The 17,781-nt window shown below is 47.2% G+C and carries 15 protein-coding genes and 1 tRNA gene; 8 read left to right on the top strand and 8 right to left on the bottom strand.

The features are described from left to right. Positions 1-35: 35 nt before the first annotated feature. Positions 36-1,154 (bottom strand): tRNA 2-thiouridine(34) synthase MnmA, encoded by a 1,119-nt coding sequence (gene mnmA / locus ACEW9O_RS11575; protein WP_373550319.1) that lies wholly within the window; start codon positions 1,152-1,154, stop codon positions 36-38. A 162-nt stretch (positions 1,155-1,316) separates the two neighbouring features. On the opposite strand from mnmA, the gene ACEW9O_RS11570 reads away from it, so the two are divergent. Further along, positions 1,317-1,955 carry a LysE family translocator gene (locus ACEW9O_RS11570; protein WP_373550318.1) on the top strand — a complete coding sequence of 213 codons (639 nt, stop codon included), beginning with the start codon at positions 1,317-1,319 and terminating at the stop codon, positions 1,953-1,955. A 123-nt stretch (positions 1,956-2,078) separates the two neighbouring features. Further along, positions 2,079-2,945, top strand: a complete 867-nt coding sequence (locus tag ACEW9O_RS11565) for a septal ring lytic transglycosylase RlpA family protein (RefSeq protein ID WP_373550317.1) — start codon at positions 2,079-2,081, stop codon at positions 2,943-2,945. A gap of 142 nt (positions 2,946-3,087) precedes the next feature. Here the strand turns inward: ACEW9O_RS11565 and ACEW9O_RS11560 are convergent, their stop codons facing one another. From ACEW9O_RS11560 to ACEW9O_RS11550, 3 genes are all read right to left on the bottom strand, one after another. Then, entirely contained in the window at positions 3,088-5,286 is a 2,199-nt protein-coding gene (locus ACEW9O_RS11560) for a radical SAM protein (RefSeq protein WP_373550316.1), read from the bottom strand. Positions 5,287-5,319: 33 nt separating this feature from the next. Further along, complete coding sequence (locus tag ACEW9O_RS11555; RefSeq protein ID WP_373550315.1) at positions 5,320-5,982, bottom strand: YggS family pyridoxal phosphate-dependent enzyme; 663 nt, start codon at positions 5,980-5,982, stop codon at positions 5,320-5,322. A 67-nt stretch (positions 5,983-6,049) separates the two neighbouring features. Continuing rightward, entirely contained in the window at positions 6,050-6,439 is a 390-nt protein-coding gene (locus ACEW9O_RS11550; RefSeq protein WP_373550314.1) for a glyoxalase, read from the bottom strand. A 132-nt stretch (positions 6,440-6,571) separates the two neighbouring features. Here ACEW9O_RS11550 and pgi point away from each other — a divergent pair, with 132 nt between their 5' ends. Continuing rightward, positions 6,572-8,218 (top strand): glucose-6-phosphate isomerase, encoded by a 1,647-nt coding sequence (gene pgi / locus ACEW9O_RS11545; protein ID WP_373550313.1) that lies wholly within the window; start codon positions 6,572-6,574, stop codon positions 8,216-8,218. 142 nt (positions 8,219-8,360) lie between these two features. Here pgi and ACEW9O_RS11540 read toward each other — a convergent pair whose 3' ends face one another. After that, on the bottom strand, positions 8,361-9,071 hold the full coding sequence (locus tag ACEW9O_RS11540) for a metallophosphoesterase family protein (RefSeq protein WP_373550312.1): 711 nt from the start codon (positions 9,069-9,071) through the stop codon (positions 8,361-8,363). Between the two features lie 109 nt (positions 9,072-9,180). Between ACEW9O_RS11540 and ACEW9O_RS11535 the strand changes: the two genes are divergently transcribed. The 5 genes from ACEW9O_RS11535 (at position 9,181) to ACEW9O_RS11515 (ending at position 11,919) form a co-directional block, all read left to right on the top strand. Continuing rightward, positions 9,181-9,255: transfer RNA gene (locus ACEW9O_RS11535), tRNA-Arg, on the top strand. Positions 9,256-9,320: 65 nt separating this feature from the next. Continuing rightward, positions 9,321-9,932, top strand: coding sequence for a methylthioribulose 1-phosphate dehydratase (locus ACEW9O_RS11530; RefSeq protein ID WP_373550311.1), 612 nt, complete (start codon positions 9,321-9,323; stop codon positions 9,930-9,932). A gap of 123 nt (positions 9,933-10,055) precedes the next feature. Beyond that, the gene (locus tag ACEW9O_RS11525; RefSeq protein WP_373550310.1) at positions 10,056-10,583 is read left to right on the top strand and encodes an acireductone dioxygenase; all 528 of its coding nucleotides are present in this window, start codon (positions 10,056-10,058) and stop codon (positions 10,581-10,583) included. Positions 10,584-10,723: 140 nt separating this feature from the next. Then, on the top strand, positions 10,724-11,404 hold the full coding sequence (mtnC, locus tag ACEW9O_RS11520) for an acireductone synthase (protein WP_373550309.1): 681 nt from the start codon (positions 10,724-10,726) through the stop codon (positions 11,402-11,404). Between the two features lie 62 nt (positions 11,405-11,466). Then, the gene (locus tag ACEW9O_RS11515; RefSeq protein ID WP_373550308.1) at positions 11,467-11,919 is read left to right on the top strand and encodes a hypothetical protein; all 453 of its coding nucleotides are present in this window, start codon (positions 11,467-11,469) and stop codon (positions 11,917-11,919) included. Here the strand turns inward: ACEW9O_RS11515 and ACEW9O_RS11510 are convergent. The 3 genes from ACEW9O_RS11510 to ACEW9O_RS11500 are packed head-to-tail and all read right to left on the bottom strand — an operon-like array spanning position 11,916 to position 17,781. Continuing rightward, positions 11,916-14,678, bottom strand: coding sequence for a hypothetical protein (locus tag ACEW9O_RS11510; RefSeq protein ID WP_373550307.1), 2,763 nt, complete (start codon positions 14,676-14,678; stop codon positions 11,916-11,918). The two genes, ACEW9O_RS11515 and ACEW9O_RS11510, sit on opposite strands and share 4 nt — an antisense overlap. Then, on the bottom strand, positions 14,675-17,074 hold the full coding sequence (locus tag ACEW9O_RS11505) for a hypothetical protein (protein WP_373550306.1): 2,400 nt from the start codon (positions 17,072-17,074) through the stop codon (positions 14,675-14,677). Before ACEW9O_RS11505 ends, ACEW9O_RS11510 begins: the two co-directional genes overlap by 4 nt. Beyond that, complete coding sequence (locus ACEW9O_RS11500) at positions 17,071-17,781, bottom strand: hypothetical protein (RefSeq protein WP_373550305.1); 711 nt, start codon at positions 17,779-17,781, stop codon at positions 17,071-17,073. The genes ACEW9O_RS11505 and ACEW9O_RS11500 overlap by 4 nt, the downstream gene beginning before the upstream one ends.

The raw sequence follows: 17,781 nt of genomic DNA, 5'->3' as shown, positions 1-17,781 counted from the left end.
GTAGCCTAAACCTTCTCAACCTCCCTAAACCTTTCTCAACTTAATATAAAGTCTTTCGGTATTTCTTTATAGATGATTCCACCACCAATCACGTCATCGCCCTCCATAAATACTGCGGATTGCCCTGGCGCGATGCCGCTGACGTTCGCGAAAAACTCCACGGAGATGCGCCCCTCGGGTGTGTTGCTCAATTGACTCATGGTTCCCGCATCCTTGTAGCGCACTTTGGTCAAAGCTTCCAGTCCGTCGGGAATACGATCGTACTTCATGGAGTTGACCTGGTACACACTCATGCTGTTGCGCACGAGTTCGTCCAACTCGCCGAGTACCACGGTATTGCTGTCTGGCCGAATTTCAGTGACAAACATCGGCTGCCCAAAAGCCATGCCCAGTCCTTTGCGTTGACCAACGGTGTAAAACGGATAGCCCTCGTGTTTGCCGATGACTTCACCTTTGGTGTTGATGAAGCTTCCTCCTTTGACCTGCTCTTCCAAATCGGGCAAACGGCGTTTGAGGAAACCCCGATAATCGTTGTCAGGCACAAAACAAATCTCGTAGCTCTCCGACTTTTTAGACAGTTCGGCGTATCCGGCGTCAAAAGCGATTTGACGTACTTCCGGTTTGGTAAATTTACCTACCGGGAATTGGGTGCGCTTTAATGCCTCCTGGGTCAAACCCCACAAAACATAGGACTGATCCTTGTGCGGATCGGCGCCTTTGCTGATGTATTTACGGCCATTTAATTCCTTGACCTGGGCGTAATGCCCGGTGGCGATGAACTCACAATCCAGGGAGTTGGCGCGTTTCAGCAGGGCGTTCCATTTGATGTGGGTATTGCACAACACACAAGGATTAGGGGTGCGCCCGGCGATGTATTCTTCTACAAAATTATCAATGACGAAGTCCCCAAATTCATCCCGAATGTCGATGATGAAATGGTGAAAGCCCATACTCACGGCCACTTCACGGGCATCGTTGATGGAATCGAGGCTACAACAACCGGTTTCTTTTTTGGAACCGCCCGAATTGGCATAGTCCCAGGTTTTCATGGTAATGCCAATCACTTCGTATCCTTCCTCGTGGAGCAGCATCGCAGTAACCGTACTGTCGATCCCCCCACTCATGGCCACTAAAACCTTTCCGTGTTTACTCATGCAATGATTTTTGAAAAAATATCCCGGCAAAATTACAAAAATATCGACCCAAAAGTTCGCACTAGGACAAAAGGACTTCGTTTAATTGTCAAAAAAAGTTGACCTTTGGGGCGTAAGTATCTAATTTTGCCTCTCGATTGTTCGTTATTCAAAAAAAGAAAAATGGAGCCGTCACCCGCTCTGGTGTTTTTACTGAGTATGCTGGCCAGTATTGTTGGAACTTTGCCCTTCGGCCCCATCAATCTTTCCGTAGTTGATACCACCATCAACCGCAGTTGGCGCGCCGCATTTCATTTTTCGGTCGCTGCGGCTTTGATCGAAATTCCACAATCTTTTATTGCCATTCGGTTTAATCCAACCGTGCAAGCCCTTTTGCAGCACAATGTCTGGGTCAAAGTTTTTGTGGTGGTCTTTTTTATTGCCATCGGTTTGGTCTTTTTCTGCCGCAAACCCGCTGGAGACCAAGAGAAAAAGCGCAAAATCAAAGAAAATGACTTCTTACATGGCCTAATGGTTTCTATAGCCAACCCGCAGGCCATTCCTTTTTGGATTTTTATCCTCGCCTTTTTAAAATCTGCCAAATATTTGGACATTTCTGCTCACCCGCCCTTGTACTTTTTGTGCATCTTCTTGGCTGGGGTTGCTTGTGGTAAGCTGCTTACACTTCTGTTTTATGCCTTTCTCAGTCAATTGATTGTACGCCGTGCGGCCTTTGTCAGTCAATGGATGAACAAGATCATTGGGGTCATTTTAATCAGCATTGGCCTTTTTCAAGGGGTAAAAGAAGTGATGGCTCAGTAAATTCCCGAAAGTCCTTTGTTTGGAGAAATCCAACATTTATTCTATATTTGACTACTTTCCACGAAGCCTGGGTACCGATTTGGGCTTCCAGAACGTTTATGTACTGAATAAACCTGATACCACATGAGATCTATCACATTTGTATTTTCGCTGGTACTGTCGCTCAATGCATTAGTGCTAAGCGCGCAAGAATTTGGCTATGCTTCCTACTATTCAGATGAGTACAACGGTAGTGAGACCGCATACGGAGAAATTTATGATCGTGGCAAAATGACTGCGGCACATAAAATGCATCCCCTGGGCACCCGCTTACGAGTAACCCGCCTGGATACCAAAAAATCGGTCATTGTCCGGGTAAACGACCGGGGCCCTTACCTCAAAGGCCGGATTGTTGAATTGTCTTACGCGGCAGCTAAACAGTTGGGCATGCTCAATGACGGCAACCTGGAAGTAAAAGTGGAAGTAGTAGGCCAAGAAGCGCCTGTAAAAGATGTAGCCAAAACACCCCCAGTTGCGGTACCTGCCGCCAATACGGAGGAGCTTGTTAAACCAACGACCACAATTAATACTACGCCTCCACCTGTAACCGTTGAAACCAAACCTGCACCAGCCGCAGTGGCGGAAAAAAAGGTGAATGTTATCGCTGCGCCAGTCAAACCGACTACTAAATTGCAGGTGGACAAAAATAAATTGGTACGTGGAGACATGGGCACCAGTGGTCTATTCCAGATCGCCATTGCGCATTCGGATAAAAAAGGCTTTGGTGTACAAGTGGCCTCGGTGAGCAATTATGAGAGTATGCTGGATAAAGTTGCCCAATTACAAGGCAAATGGTTTGACAATATCCTGATCAGTCTGGATGGCGGGAAAAAATTCCGGGTTATCCTCGGGCCGTTTGATACCGAAGGCAGTGCCAGGGCTTATGAAAGTAATTTGAAGAAGAAGAAGAAGATAGATGGGTTTGTGGTGAATTTGGCGGAGCTCAAGTAGTGTTTTATCTTAGGTGGCTCTTTGGTGTCTAAGGTTTCTTAGGTGGTGAAAAATACGCTGCCTGCTCCGCAGGCTTTTTTCTTCACCACCTAAGAAACCTTAGACACTAAAGAATCACCTCAGGAATTTCACACCATGCTTTTTACAACACCAGCAATCCCAATTTTCCCAATTTATTAAAGGGCTTATTGTACCAAAACAAGTCAAAATCTTCCAGATCAGCTGCCTCGTAATGCTCTTGAACCTGCTGAAAAGTCCAGGCCTCCGACTGATCTACTGCAATTTGTTCCAAAATTTCTACTACCCACTTGCCCTGAGAAACTTCTACTTTTATACTTAAGTTTTCTTTTTGATCATAAAAAGTCAAGAGGGCGCTCTCCCAGGTTTCGCCGCGTTTGGTTTTGCTGCTGATTTCCAGTTCGGGAGGATTGCCCAGCCAAACCACCTTGGCGTTGGCTTTGATGGATGCGATTTCATCCTCATTCAGCGCATTGAGAATATAATCCTTCGGCACTTTGGTACGCGGCACCTTAAATTCAAACCAATCTTGTAAGGGGAATTCAAAGCCAATCCCATGCATGTAATTCAGCAGCGATTTTTTTAAACCAAAACCATACGCATCATGATCAGTCCCGGTCGGGTCTGTGAACAGAATGTCGTTGTTGGCAAAAGGCCCACTGCAACCGGGTTCGATTTTGATGCCGTATGCTGCTGGATCGAGTCCCACCGGGCTATGCGCTGTGAGGGCAAACTGATGCCAAAATCCCGACTGTAAAACCCCTGCCTCAAACAATTGCCGCACCATTTCCAGTGAATCAATGGTTTCCTGGGCGGTTTGACTTGGGAATCCGTACATCAGGTACGCGTGCACCATAATGCCTGCCTCAGTGAAATTGCGGGTGACCCGGGCTACCTGGGCCACAGTTACGCCTTTTTGAATCAAAGCCAACAAACGATCGGAGGCAACCTCCAATCCACCCGACACGGCAATACAACCCGAAGCTTTGAGCAAAAGGCACAAATCGCGGCTAAAGCTTTTTTCAAAACGAATATTGGTCCACCAGGTCACGGTGAGTTTGCGGCGGATGATTTCCAGCGCCAGGGCGCGCATGAGGGCAGGCGGAGCGGCTTCGTCCACAAAATGGAAGCCTCTTTCACCAGTTTGGGCAATCAATTCTTCCATGCGGTCGCACAACAATTGCGCGGCTACGGGTTCGTACAACTTGATGTAATCCAGTGAGACGTCACAAAAAGTACACTTGCCCCAATAGCAACCGTGGGCCATGGTGAGTTTGTTCCAGCGCCCATCGCTCCACATGCGGTGCATGGGATTGACCACCTCGATGGCAGAAATGTATTGATCCAGAGGCAAATCGCGGTAATCGGGGGTACCCACCTCACTTTGTTTGTAGTCCCTGTTTAGGCTATGGTTGATGTACTCCACTTTGCCTTTAAGCACAGTATACGTACGCTTCAGCAAATCTACGGGGCGTTTGCCTTGCAAGTGTTCGATGAGGTTTTCGATGGGGGTTTCTCCATCGTCCAGGGTAATGAAGTCGAAGAATTCAAAGACTCTTGGGTCGGTCAGGGAGCGCAATTCGGTATTGGCAAAACCACCCCCCATGACCACCTTGCTGTCGGGATGGTGTTTTTTGATCCACTGCCCGCAGCGGAAAGCGGTGTACAAATTACCAGGAAAGGGCACGGAGATGGCGACCAATTGGGGTTGCAACTCCGCCATTTTTGCACTCAGGATTTGAATAAGTAGTTGATCAATATACGTGTAATCCGCCTGTAGTTGTTGGTACAATTCATCAAATTGATAAGCTGAACGCCCCAGGCGTTCGGCGTAACGGCTGAGCCCAAAATGTTCATCCACACATTCGGTGATCAAATCCGCTAAGTCTTCGAGATAGAGGGTAGCCAGGTGTTTGGCTTTATCTTGGGTGCCCATGCTGCCGAAAGCCCAACTAAGATCGGCAAGTTGTTTGAAGCGCTCGGCACGGGGAAGGTAGCCCGCCTGGCAAATGAGATGGGCGAGTGTAGGGTTTTTGCCTTGCAAAAAATTGATGACCCCGTCGATGGTTTGGATGTAGGGTTTGCGTAGGGCGATAATGCGGCTGGCATTTTCCGACCATGTTTGGTTTTTAGCTGCAATGTGTTCAAACAGGTCGCTAAGGCCCTTGGAGGAATACAAGGCCAAAAAAACTTCAATGCCTAAATCGGCTTGATAAGAACTGATGTTTTTGGTATTCAAAAATCCTTTCAGGTACGCAGTAGCTGGATACGGCGTATTCAGTTGGGTAAAGGGAGGCGTAAAAAGAAAGGCTGTGGTGCTCAAGAATGGTGATTTTAGGCCATAAAATTAACTCAATTATACCACATTCCCATAATTCCGGGCGCCAAAGAGTAAGGTTCCAATGCGCACCAAAGTGCTGCCTTCTTCTACCGCAATCGGATAATCATCGGACATGCCCATGGAGATTTCCTTAAAGGCTGAGTCATTGGGGAAATAACGGTCTTTGAGTTGATCAAAAATATTTTTCAGGTTCTTGAATTCCCGGCGAATTTGCTCTTCGTCCTCCACAAAAGACGCCATACCCATCACGCCACAAAGCCGGATGTTTAGCAAGTTGGGGTAGGAGAGGGATTCCAACAGGGCAAAAGCTTCCTGGATGTCTAACCCAAACTTGGTCTCTTCATCGTTGATTTTAAACTGCAACAAACAGTCGATTACGCGATGGTTTTTGACTGCTTGCCGGTTGATTTCTTCCAATAGTTTCAGGCTGTCCACCGAGTGGATCATCGCTACAAAAGGAGCAATGAACTTGACCTTATTGCTTTGCAAATGCCCGATGAGGTGCCACTGGATGTCTTTGGGTAAGGCTTCGTATTTGGGCACAACCTCCTGCACCTTATTTTCTCCAAACAGGCGTTGCCCTTGTTCATAAAGGCCCATGACGGCCTCATGGGGCTGCGTTTTGGAAACCGCCACTAGGCGGGCAGAGCCAAGTTCCTGAATCAGTTGTTTGTACATCGTATTTTAACCTTGAACTACAAATGCAAAGGGACAAAGGTAGGCTTTTGCTGATTGTGCTCAACGATTAATCCTGATTTTTAAAACTTTCAACCGCAGATTGTAAACGTTGGATCAACATTTGGATCAGTCGCCGGGAGTGCTCCGCTTCGTTAATTTGAAATGTAGCCCATTCTTCTAGGGTAAAATGACCCAAGACCATTCCCGTCAACATTTGGCGCAGGCTTTGGTCTTTTTGCACACTGTGCTGAATCCAGCCCAAGCGATCTTTGGCAGATAATTGAAAAAAGACACCATGTCGTTTGTCGATATAAGCCCGGAAAGCCGCTACCAGCAGTTCATTCTGGAATTTAAGGATCGGGCGCAGGGTTTGATTTTGGAATTGTTCGGCTAGGGTAGACTGGCTGCTGTCCAGTTCAAGATTTGGTCGGATGGATGATAATTGTTGGCTGCGCAAGACGATTTATGTTTTGATGCTTTCACATTGAATACTCCTGGCAGCCAAATGGTTCAATCTTTTGGAAAATCGCGCTTCCATTTTCTATTTCTCACAAATCTCCTACCTTTACCACAAGTAATCAATCCAGACATGCACAAGCAAAATCCAACCCAAACAAAAGCCTGGCAACAGCTGACCGAGCATTTTTCCAAAATGCAGGAAGTCCAAATGAAAGACCTGTTTGCCGCTGACCCACAACGTTTCGCTCAGTTCTCCCAAAGTTTTGAAAACGTTTTGGTCGATTATTCCAAAAACATCATCACTGCCGATACCCTCAAAACCCTCTTGCAACTCGCCGAAGAATGTGGCCTCAAAGCCGCCATCGAAGCAATGTACAGCGGGGAAAAAATCAACGCCACCGAAGGCCGGTCCGTATTACACATTGCCTTGCGCAATCGTTCCAATCGCCCGATTTTGGTGGATGGCGCGGATGTAATGCCCGATGTTAATGCCGTTTTGGCCAAGATGGAGGCTTTCAGCAAGCGGATTCTGTCGGGTGAATGGAAAGGCTACACGGGTAAATCCATCACCGATATTGTCAACATTGGCATTGGTGGTTCGGATTTGGGACCAGTGATGGTAACCGAGGCGCTGAAACCTTACTGGCAACCTGGGATGAAGGTGCATTTTGTCTCCAACGTGGATGGCACCCACATCGCGGAAACCCTCAAACCGCTGGACCCGGAAACCACGCTCTTTTGTATTGCTTCCAAAACCTTCACCACGCAAGAAACCATGACCAACGCCGAAACGGCGAAAATCTGGTTTTTGCACAAGGCCAAAGATCAATCGCAGGTCGCCAAACACTTCGTAGCGCTGTCTACCAACGAAAAAGCTGTGGCTGCTTTTGGCATCGATACAGCCAATATGTTTGAGTTTTGGGATTGGGTAGGGGGCCGTTATTCCTTGAGTTCAGCGATTGGTTTGCCCATTGCTTGTGTGATTGGTTTCGAGAATTTTGTGGAATTACTGGAAGGTTTACACGCCATGGACGAGCATTTTTACCAAATGCCACTGGAGCAAAATATCCCGGTCATTCTGGCGCTGATTGGCATTTGGTACAACAACTTTTACGGTGCTGCAACCGAAGCTATCCTGCCCTATGACCAATACCTGCACCGTTTTGCCGCTTATTTCCAACAGGGCAACATGGAGAGTAATGGCAAGTACGTAGGCCGCGACGGCAAAGCCGTGGATTACCAAACCGGTCCCATCATTTGGGGTGAACCGGGTACCAACGGCCAACACGCTTTTTATCAATTGATTCACCAGGGTACCAAAATGATTCCTTGTGACTTTATCGCGCCAGCACAAAGCCACAATCCGATTGGAGACCACCATGTGAAGTTGATGTCCAACTTTTTTGCCCAAACCGAAGCTTTGCTGATGGGTAAAACCGCAGCAGAAGTGGAAGCGGAACTGGTCAAACAGGGCAAGTCAGCGGCGGAAATCGCGGAGTTGCTGCCCTTCAAAGTGTTCCAGGGCAACAAACCAACCAATTCTATTTTGGTGAAAAAAATCGATCCACGTACCCTCGGTATTTTGATCGCGCTATACGAGCACAAAATTTTCACCCAAGGTGTCATTTGGAACATTTACAGCTTTGATCAATGGGGCGTGGAATTGGGTAAACAACTGGCCAATAAGATTTTGCCGGAGTTGCAAAATGCTTCGTCAGTAAATTCCCACGATGCTTCTACAAATGGGTTGATCAATGCCTTTAAGGCGCTGCGATAGGGCTCACTTTCTAAGGTGAATCTTTAGTGTCTTAGGTTTCTTAGGTGGTGAAAAAGAAAGAACAAGTATTTTTCACCACCTAAGAAACCTAAGACACTAAAGATTCACCTCAGGGATGAAAGCGTGATTGTCGAATATACATTCATTTGATATAGGGTTCCCCAATCTCATCCCAAGGGTGGCGCGGCTCAAAATAGAGGAGTCGATTGCTCAGATCGACCGCACACAAATGCCCATAACCCGCATGTTGAAATACACAACCCGCATCAATATTCACAACCCGTAGCGCTTCAAAACGAAAGAATAAATCTTGAATGGCAATCCGGCGGGTTGGCGTATGGCCATGTACGATGTAACGCTGCCCCAACCATTCCAGGTCTAGATCTGGGTACCAATTGCGGATCCACAGCATTTTATCCTGATGCTCAAAAGGGCTGCTGCCCGGCACAAAATGTAAGCCTGCGTGTACAAAGATGTATTCACCTGCTTCTATCCAGAGCGGAAGACTTTCCAAAAAATCCAGGTAATGCTGGGGGATATCCCGAGGGTGTTGTACACCAAAGCTGGCCAGGGTTGTATCGCCGCCATTCCGTAAAAAAGACTCCAAATTGTAACTGTGGCCACTGAGTGCCCACAGGAGCATTTCTTCGTGATTTCCTCGCAGGCAATTTACTTGGTAACCTTCTGCCTTGAGTCTGAAGATGGTATCTAGCACCTGCTTGGAGGAAGGCCCCCGATCGAGGTAGTCGCCCAGCAAAAACAGTTGATCTTCTGTAGAAAAATTGATTTGTTGGAGCAGGGCCTCAAACGTGGCGTTACACCCGTGAATGTCTGAAATGGCAATCTTTCTCATTCCATTGGAACTTCTTTCCGCTAAAAGTAGTTTCCTTTTTTTAGAAAAAATTATTCTTTGTGAAAATAGCTTTTGTATATTTGCGCTCTCGAAAGAGAAATTTTCATACGGCTTCGTAGTACAACGGATAGTATGTAGGTTTCCGGAACCTAAGATAGTGGTTCGATTCCACTCGAGGCTACCAAGCCCAGTCTAACCTATAGGCTGGGCTTTTGTTTTAAATTTCGTACACTTGCACTCAAAAAAGCGATGAGCCAACGCGCTGAATTGGTCAAAGTTATTCACTTCTTGCACCAAAAAGGCTGGGCACCAGCCACTTCTTCCAATTACTCCTTCCGGGAGGCGGGGCAGAGCAATTTTTTTGTGTCACAAAGTGGCCTGGACAAGGGCGACTTTGCCGAAAAGCACTTTTTGCAGGTAGATCCTTCTGGCAACCCGGTTGATGATGCCCGCAAACCTTCGGCCGAAACCCTCTTGCACTGCGCAGTGTACCAACTTTTCCCCGAAGCCCGTTGCGTATTGCATACCCATACCGTGCTCAATACGGTCGTATCGCAGTTACTCGAAACACAGGGGGGAATTGTGCTTGAAAACTATGAAATTTTGAAAGGTTTTAGTGGCATCAAAACCCATGAAATTTCCGTAAAAATTCCCATCTTTGCCAATACCCAGGACATTGCTGAATTGTCTATCGAATTAGCAGAGTTTGTAAGATGGAACGATTCCGAACTTCGCGCTTTCCTGATCGCTGGACATGGCATGTATACCTGGGGTAACACCATCGCCGATGCCAAAAGGCATGTGGAAGTGGTGGAGTTTTTGTTAGAGTGTGAATATCTGAAAATGAAGTTGAAGGGTTGAGAAGGTTGAGGGAGGTTGAGAAGGTTTAGGCTACCGCAGCGTCATTGTCCAAGCCGCTCGTGGAACCTCAACCTTCTCAACCTCCCTCAACCTCCTCAACTTCTCAACGCTAAATTTCCATCCATGGCCATCCTTACCATTCCAGACAAACAAACCGTCGTCAACGATCCTGCCGAGATCAAAAGCTTTTTGAACGCACGTGGGGTCATTTACGAGCAATGGGAAGCCTCGGTTGAATTTGCCAACGACGCTGACCAAGACACCATCATCGGCGCGTATGCCCACAAATTGAAGCCTTACATGGACTCCAATGGCTACAAAACTGCCGATGTGATCAATGTAACGCCCGATCACCCACAGTTGGAGATGTTGCGCACCAAGTTCCTGAGTGAGCACATCCACACCGAGGATGAAGTACGCTTTTTTGTGGACGGAGAAGGTATGTTTTGGTTCAACCTGGGTGGTGACGAAGACATCTTCTGCGTAACCTGCCAGGCGGGTGACCTCATTTCAGTACCTGCCAACACCAAGCATTGGTTTGACATGGGCCCCAAAAAATTCGTCAAAGCCATTCGGGTGTTTATTGATCAATCGGGCTGGGTTCCGCATTACACGGAGTCCGGGGTTGATCAGCAGTACAATTTGAATTAGGGCAGCTTCGCTGCTGGTTTTGACCCACCTTAGAAACCTTAGCCACCTAAGAATCACCTTAGCAGGAAACACACTGAGGTGGTTCTTAGGTGGCTAAGGTTTCTAAGGTGGGTCAAAAAAAATCTTCATCCCACCAACCCATGCAATTCATCCTCACTGACATCGAAGGCACGACTACCGACATCAACTTCGTGCACAAGATTCTTTTTCCTTATTCATTTGAAAACTTGCCAGACTTTGTGCGGGCGAATCTGCATGATCCGGCTGTAGCCCAGGCTTTGGAACAAACCCGGCAGACCCTGCTCGAAGAAGAACTACCCGCAGAAAGCACTGAAGACCTGATCAATGGCCTGCTCTCTTGGATCACTACCGATCGCAAACACCCGGCCCTCAAACTATTGCAAGGTTTGATTTGGAAAGTAGGCTACGACAGTGGCGGATTCAAAGGGCACGTATACCCAGATGTGGTGCCAGCCTTGGAGCGTTGGAAACAGCAGGGTATACCGATGGGGATTTATTCCTCGGGTTCGGTGGGGGCACAAAAATTGCTGTTTGGCCACAGCGAGTACGGGGATTTGAATGGTTTTTTTAGCGAGAATTTTGATACAGCAGTAGGGCATAAGAGAGAAGTGAAATCCTATCAAAATATAGCAACTCAATTGGGTTTGGCTACATCAGAAATCCTTTTCCTTTCCGACATCGAAGTAGAATTGGATGCAGCCCAGGCGGCGGGTATGCAGTGCTTGCAGTTGTTGCGGCCAGGTACTATTCCGAGTATGCGACATGCGGGGGTGGGTAGTTTTGAAGAAATTGGCGGATAATTTTTTTGCCAACAACTTGACTTATTTGTTGAAAAAATTTATTTTTACAACAAATAAATGCAATGACAGCAGAAAAATCCAAACACCTGGAAAACAGCTTAAAAGACAGCGACGATTTTTCAGAAATCTTCGACTATTTCCTCACCAATTTTGCGGAGCAACCCGCCTTTACGCAGCAAAGTAAAAAATTCAAATCCCCCCTTATTAAAGAACTTGTGAGCCATACATCGGCTCAAATCTTTAACAAAATTCCGATTCAAATCACCAATATGCTACTGCTCAACCACGAACGATTCGGCATTATCCATGGTGCTGGGTGGGTTGAAGCCAAGTTGTTCAATGTTTTTTACTGCAAGCGCGTCAACAAAGGTTTGTTGGTCATCACCACCGGGAAAAGCACTGAAATGGCGCGAATTACACCTACCCCCACCAAACCTGCTGAACAGCTTGGAGAGGATTTTATTGAGTCGGTAGAGGATTTTTCAAAACATTTTAAACATCAATTTCCGAATTAGGGGTTGATGCCGCCAATTTCGTAGAAGAGGACTTTCCCACTTTTGGTGAGGAAGCCGACTTGGTCGAGGGTCGGCCCTTTGAAGATGTCGGTGACTGATTCTTCCAATTCAAATGTGCTAATTTTGCGGGGTGTTGCATCGCCGCTGGTATCATATATGCGAACCTGGGTATCTTCTACGACAACTAATCCTTGATTGGTAAAGAGCAGATAATCAATCACTACACCTACTTCAAAAAGATCACCACAAGCATGGAATCCGTTTTTATCCAATCTATAGTATTGACAACCAAAATTGGATGTCTCCCAATCCCAGATACTTCCATCCCCACCTACACTTACAATCAAGCGCATGGCAGTATTTTCGTCAGAAACCGCAATTTTTCTGGCTGGGGCGGGTAATGGTTCGGTCAAAACCATGCCTACAGGTGATATTCGATAAACGTACTGATTATGAGGGAGGATAAAATAGAAAAACCCTTGCCTCGCAAACATTACATAGGGAAGGCGCTCTCGATTTAAATTACTTACCATGAATGGTTCTCCGGAAGGAAGTGTACACAATAAAGTTCTTTGAATCCGTTTGTTCGGGTCGAGATATACCAGATGCAATAACCCTTCATTATTGTTTTCTAATAATGCATAGCCATTTCTGTCAATTGGAGCAATCCCCAAAGGAAGGCTTGAAAATTTGAGGTCAAGGGTTTTAATTGAGGTAATGTTGGTGTCCAAATTGGTGGCGGTGCTAAAGTCGAATGATATGTTTACATGGGTTATACCAAGATAATGAGATTGATTAGGACAGGAGATCAATCGGGTAAGTCCCTGTGTGAAACTGCGTTCAATCAGGATTATTTCATGGTGAAATTCTAAGTCTGAAATGTAGAAAACACTTCCTTTATTTGATCCGAAAACCAACAAATGGTGATTTAACATTCTGGCTTCCTCCCAAAATACCTCCTTATCTAAGGTGATTTCGTTGATTAGATTAATTTGTTTAGTGGAAGCTGTTGTTTGGGCTATTTTCTCCTGCTGCTTTTTTTCTTTCACCTCCGCACTATAGCGACTCACATCCCCACCCAACAAGCGATCCCTAGGCACAAAAGTCTCCAACATCCCAATGTGGCCAAGGTTATCGTGTTTCAACTCATCACTGACAATTTGGTACACAATCTCCCGGGTATGCGGCAACTCAGCGCGGCGCTGCTTGTTTTTCCCAATCTCCTTGAGCACTTCCATAAAGGTATTGCGTTGCGAGGGCTTACACTGCGTTTGGTAAATGCGTTGCACCTCCGCATCAAACTCAGCATTGCTGGCCTGCTGAAAAAATTCGAAATACCGGCTTAGGCAAACGGAGGGATTGAGCTTGTTGTGCCAACCCTTGAGCAGACTGGCTTTTGCCTCGTTTTGATCCTTAAGTTTGTGGTCATAAATTCGAGCAGCTTCCAAATGGTTAGAGGTTTTTAGTGCCTCTGCTGCGCAATTTTGATACAATTTTTCCGCCTCGACCCATTGATCAATGTGGACATACAAATCCCCCGCCTTTTCCTTTTGGTCCAACTCCAGGTAAAGGCCGATGGCTTCAGTGTACAGGCCACCTTTTTCAAAACAACGCGCTGCTCGCTGCTTGTCCTTGAGGTGATCCCGATACAAAATGGCCGCTTCGTAAAAATGTTTGCCCTGTTCCAGCACATTGGCGGCGGTATGGAAATCGCCGAGCAAGTGGGCGTGGATGTAGGCGGCCTTGCGGTAATCGCCTTCGGCGATTTTTTGATTGGCCAGCCGGAGATAGTGCTGGCGCAAAGCGACCTGACGTTGGGCATCCAGTTCCCAATTGTCGCGCGGCCCACCAGTATTGAGCCCGCCCAGGTTAAAATCAGGCGCATTGTTGCGACCTAGAAGCCCTGAAGGCGGTGCAATTCCCCGACCTTCGTAAGGGCTGTCCAAAGGAATTGAATACCGCAAGGCTTCTTCAGGATCGTCCTGATACAACTTGAGCAAACGATCAATCTCGCTCTCGCGTTGTTTTTGCAGGTCAGCCAGCATTTTGCTGATGCGCATTTCCAAACGATCCAACATTTTGCCCAGCCAGCCCTGGCTTTCACCCTCTCGCAAATTGGGGCGTTGGCTCAGTAATTTCTCCAGGGAGTTTAACAAGGTGCTGCGGATGTCCTTGTCATCGTCGGCTGAAGGTTTGTTTTTGCCTAAATCTTTTAAGGCTTTGTCGCCCACACCTTGTACCTGGGCAAAAATGTCTTCTACTTTGGGTTGCAGCACGCTGATTTGTCGCAGGGCTGGGGTCCTAGGAGGGCTGGGTTTGGCCAAAGACCAGTCTTGTTCAAGGGGGGCAGGATAGGTCAATAGGTCGGCCAAATTAACCCGATCACTGTGGTTAAAACCGACCATGCCTAACCCCGGGTGGAAAAAATGCCAGTCGTAAAACAGTAGGTTTTTCCACTCTTCCTCCGCTATCTGGGGCTGGATGCTGGCGTATTGAGGGATGAGTAAAGCGTCGCCAACGCAGCGATACGCCTCCTGCAAGTCCAACTGAGCGGGAAAATGGCCTTTGCGGTTGATCAACAACAATCCAGCTACCTGTAAGTCACTTTTGGACTGGGAAACGGCATATGCTTCCAAATCGTTGGGGGGAATGCCCCAGGATTGGATCGTACTGAGCCAGTACTGCGGGTCGCTACCACGCAGAAAAGCGGCTCGGATGGGCCCACGGGGGCTGGAGTGGAGCTGGAGGTTTAGTTTCATGGTTTATCCAATGCGTTGATGAATGGAACAATAAAACGGTTGTAAAAATCAGTTGGTGTAGTGACCTGATCAACCCGGGCATTGAAAAAATAGGGATTTCCGGCATAGTAGCCAATGTTTGCACAAGCCCCGAGTTCCTGACCAATGATGAGGGCAATGGTAAAATCCTTTGCTGGACTTTTGGGGCGGAAAAACTTTAAAAATCCTCGACTGTCCAGTATGATTTGGCTGCCATTCGGCCATTTAGTTGATCGGGTATAAAATTGAATGTCCAGACGGTTTTCGGGCTCAAACCTTAGCATGGTCATATCCTCAATTGGAGTTTTGATTAACCACAATTTACCATCCTGCAAGATGATCCGATGCTGGTCCAATTGAATGCCCCCATCAAGGGTAAAGCCAATTGTTTTGATGTTTCTCAAGACGGAGTACCCAGCATGCACCATTTTTTTGATCGGGCGCAAATTTAGTGGCGAGTGTTCTTTGGGGATGAAACGTTTTTCTGGCAGAAGAGAAATGATATGGGTCTTTAAATCTATCCGATGAGTAATGTTCTTGTAGCTGTAATAATAATTGGGGCTAGCTGGTAGATTCAAACCGATGAAAAGATCCCCACCTTCATAAGCACAAGCAACCACTTGCCCATCTATCTCCTGCAGGTTGACCACGTTTTGTTGAGGATGGTATCGGATCAGCTTGGCGTACAAGTCAACCACCGCGGATAACTCATTGTTTTCAAACAAATAAGCCATGAATTTATGCCCTTTGGTATAGACAATGATGCATTTCAGTTCATGATCCACCAGATAAAAAGAGTACCCTCCTTCTTCAATTGTATCCAATACTTCAATGGCCCCCTTTTGGGCACTATGCCAGAGCCAGACCCTTTTGGAAGGCAGTACAGCGACCAATGCTGTGCCATCATAAGCGACATCCTCCCGCTTTAATTTGCCCGGATAGGAAGGGAGAAACAGTCCATAATGTTTGATAGCGTGTTCGGGTTGGAGATCGAGGGAGCCAAGCAATGCCGCGAGCATCGCTGATTTTTTTGGCTCAAACAACAAGGCCTCCAAGTCAAACACACTTGTATTCATCAAACTCCTCTGCCCATTTACTAGCTTATAAAACAACAAAGTCCCCGTCCGACTCAAGACCAGCAAATAATCTAGATGCTGCTGTTGCTCCGCGAAAATCAGGCTGAAGTTTTTATCCGCCATCACCTCCTCGCTGGTGATGAAAAAAACTGCCCGTTGGGCCGATTGGGGTTGTTGGCGGAAAAAGGCGCGTAAAGCCTCCCCGCTGTGCAAAACCGGGCTTTGCTGCTCCAAAAAAAGGATAACTTCTTCCTTCGTGGCCAAAGCATTAGGTCCAAATATTTCTTTACCCAACGCAAATGCCGAAATTCCCGCCTTTTGATGATTGTTCAGCGCACAGCCCAGCGCTGCCGATACTGCAAACACCCGTGGCGTTCCCCACAGGCGCAAACTGGTATCCACTAGAATCACCCGTTCCTGCACTTGTGGATCGGGGGGCGTTTCGCGGCGCAGGTACAAGGCTTCGTTGTTCACGAGGCGGGCACTGAGCGTATCGTCGTCGTTGGCCAGTTCACTCAGCAGCAGGCGGTCGAAGTCCCCGCGATTGCTGATGTCGGATACACCACCGAGGGGCTGATCACTGGCACCCTGGGTATGGGGTGGAATGTTGAGGGCGGCGATCAGGCGTTTGGTCAGGCGGGCGAGGCCAGCCGTTTGGGGGTCTTGGGAGAGTTGGGTGAGTAGATCGTCGTTGCTGGGGATGGGCTCGGGAGTGGGGAGTGAGGCTGGTTCTGGGATTTGTTCCAGGCCGGTGCGGAGGATTAGTTCAAGTTCGTTAGCGTCATATATATTGGCAAATGATTCGAAAGCAATTTCCAAACGATCTTCGGGCGGATTCTGAGCTTTTTTTTGAATCAAATGGCTTTTTAGATTCCCACTATCTAATAACTGGATTAATTCCTTGGCTTTGTAAGGGGCAATTAAATGGGGGGAATCACGAAAAATCTCTCTAAATAAATGAACGCGGAAAGCTCCACTGCGCAATTGTAAAGGCAGTGAAAAAATTGCGTTCAAGTTGTTAGATGCACTCCGCCGTTTACTAACTTTAACGTGGAACCGCAATAAAATCTCCTTATGCTCATTTTTGAGTTGACCATAATGGCAAGCGGAAATCGCCAACAATATTGCATCCAATGGGGGCAGACCAACGGATTGAATCCCTTTTAATAATTCGATCAAATCTTTTTGGTAACAGATGGTATCGCCATTTTTCCATTCGATCACCTGCCCATCTTCTACCCAACTCCAAAAACTTGACCCATCAGAATGAAAATAAGCAATAGCTTCTTCAATTGGAATCATGATTTAATATTACGCTGCCTTATCCCCGCCCGAGTCGCCGGAACAAAACACTGTTTTTCAATTTTTTGCCAATTCCCGTCCTTTTCAAATAATAAAAAATGCATTCCCTTACTGTTCTCCTGCTGGTTAAACAACTGCGCCAACAAAGGCCATTCCAAATCATAAGCAGCCGGCAACAAGATGGATTCCCGCAACCAATATTCCTCTCCCGGCAAAGGGGGCAGTGGCTCGCCCATCACCAGCACATCTCCCGCAGCCGACAAGGCAAAACGCAAAGCGGACAAACGAATTTCCGGCGCAGTATCCGCGTATGTTTGCCAATCGTCCAACTTGAGCTTCAACGCTGCCCCAGAATGGTATTCCATGGAGGGCAACAACCGCAAAGCGTATTGTTGAGTCAATTGAGCGGGCAGGGCAGAACCAGGCAATTCGATGGGGATGAACTGTTGCATTGGTAACCAGTCCAGCGCGGGCAGTTTGGAGACCGGAGTACTTCCACTCAAAGGAAACAACAAACCCTGAGCATCTTGCCGATAAGTGTGCATGGCAGGTAAAGCCCTCAATGGCTGATCCAAGTCAGCATGCAGCAGGGGGCAACGCAACCACACCTCGGTTTCGGTTTCGGCGGCGTATAGCCCCGGCCAGCAGCGCACTGCGGCCAAGTGAGGAAGATCAGATTTTTTGAATACCAGTACCCAGTTTTCCAT

This window comes from Haliscomenobacter sp., assembly GCF_041740695.1.
In the GTDB taxonomy this organism is placed as follows: Bacteria; Bacteroidota; Bacteroidia; order Chitinophagales; family Saprospiraceae; genus Haliscomenobacter.
Note: the sequence above shows the minus strand (reverse complement) of the source record. Positions and strands in the feature narration are given on the sequence as shown.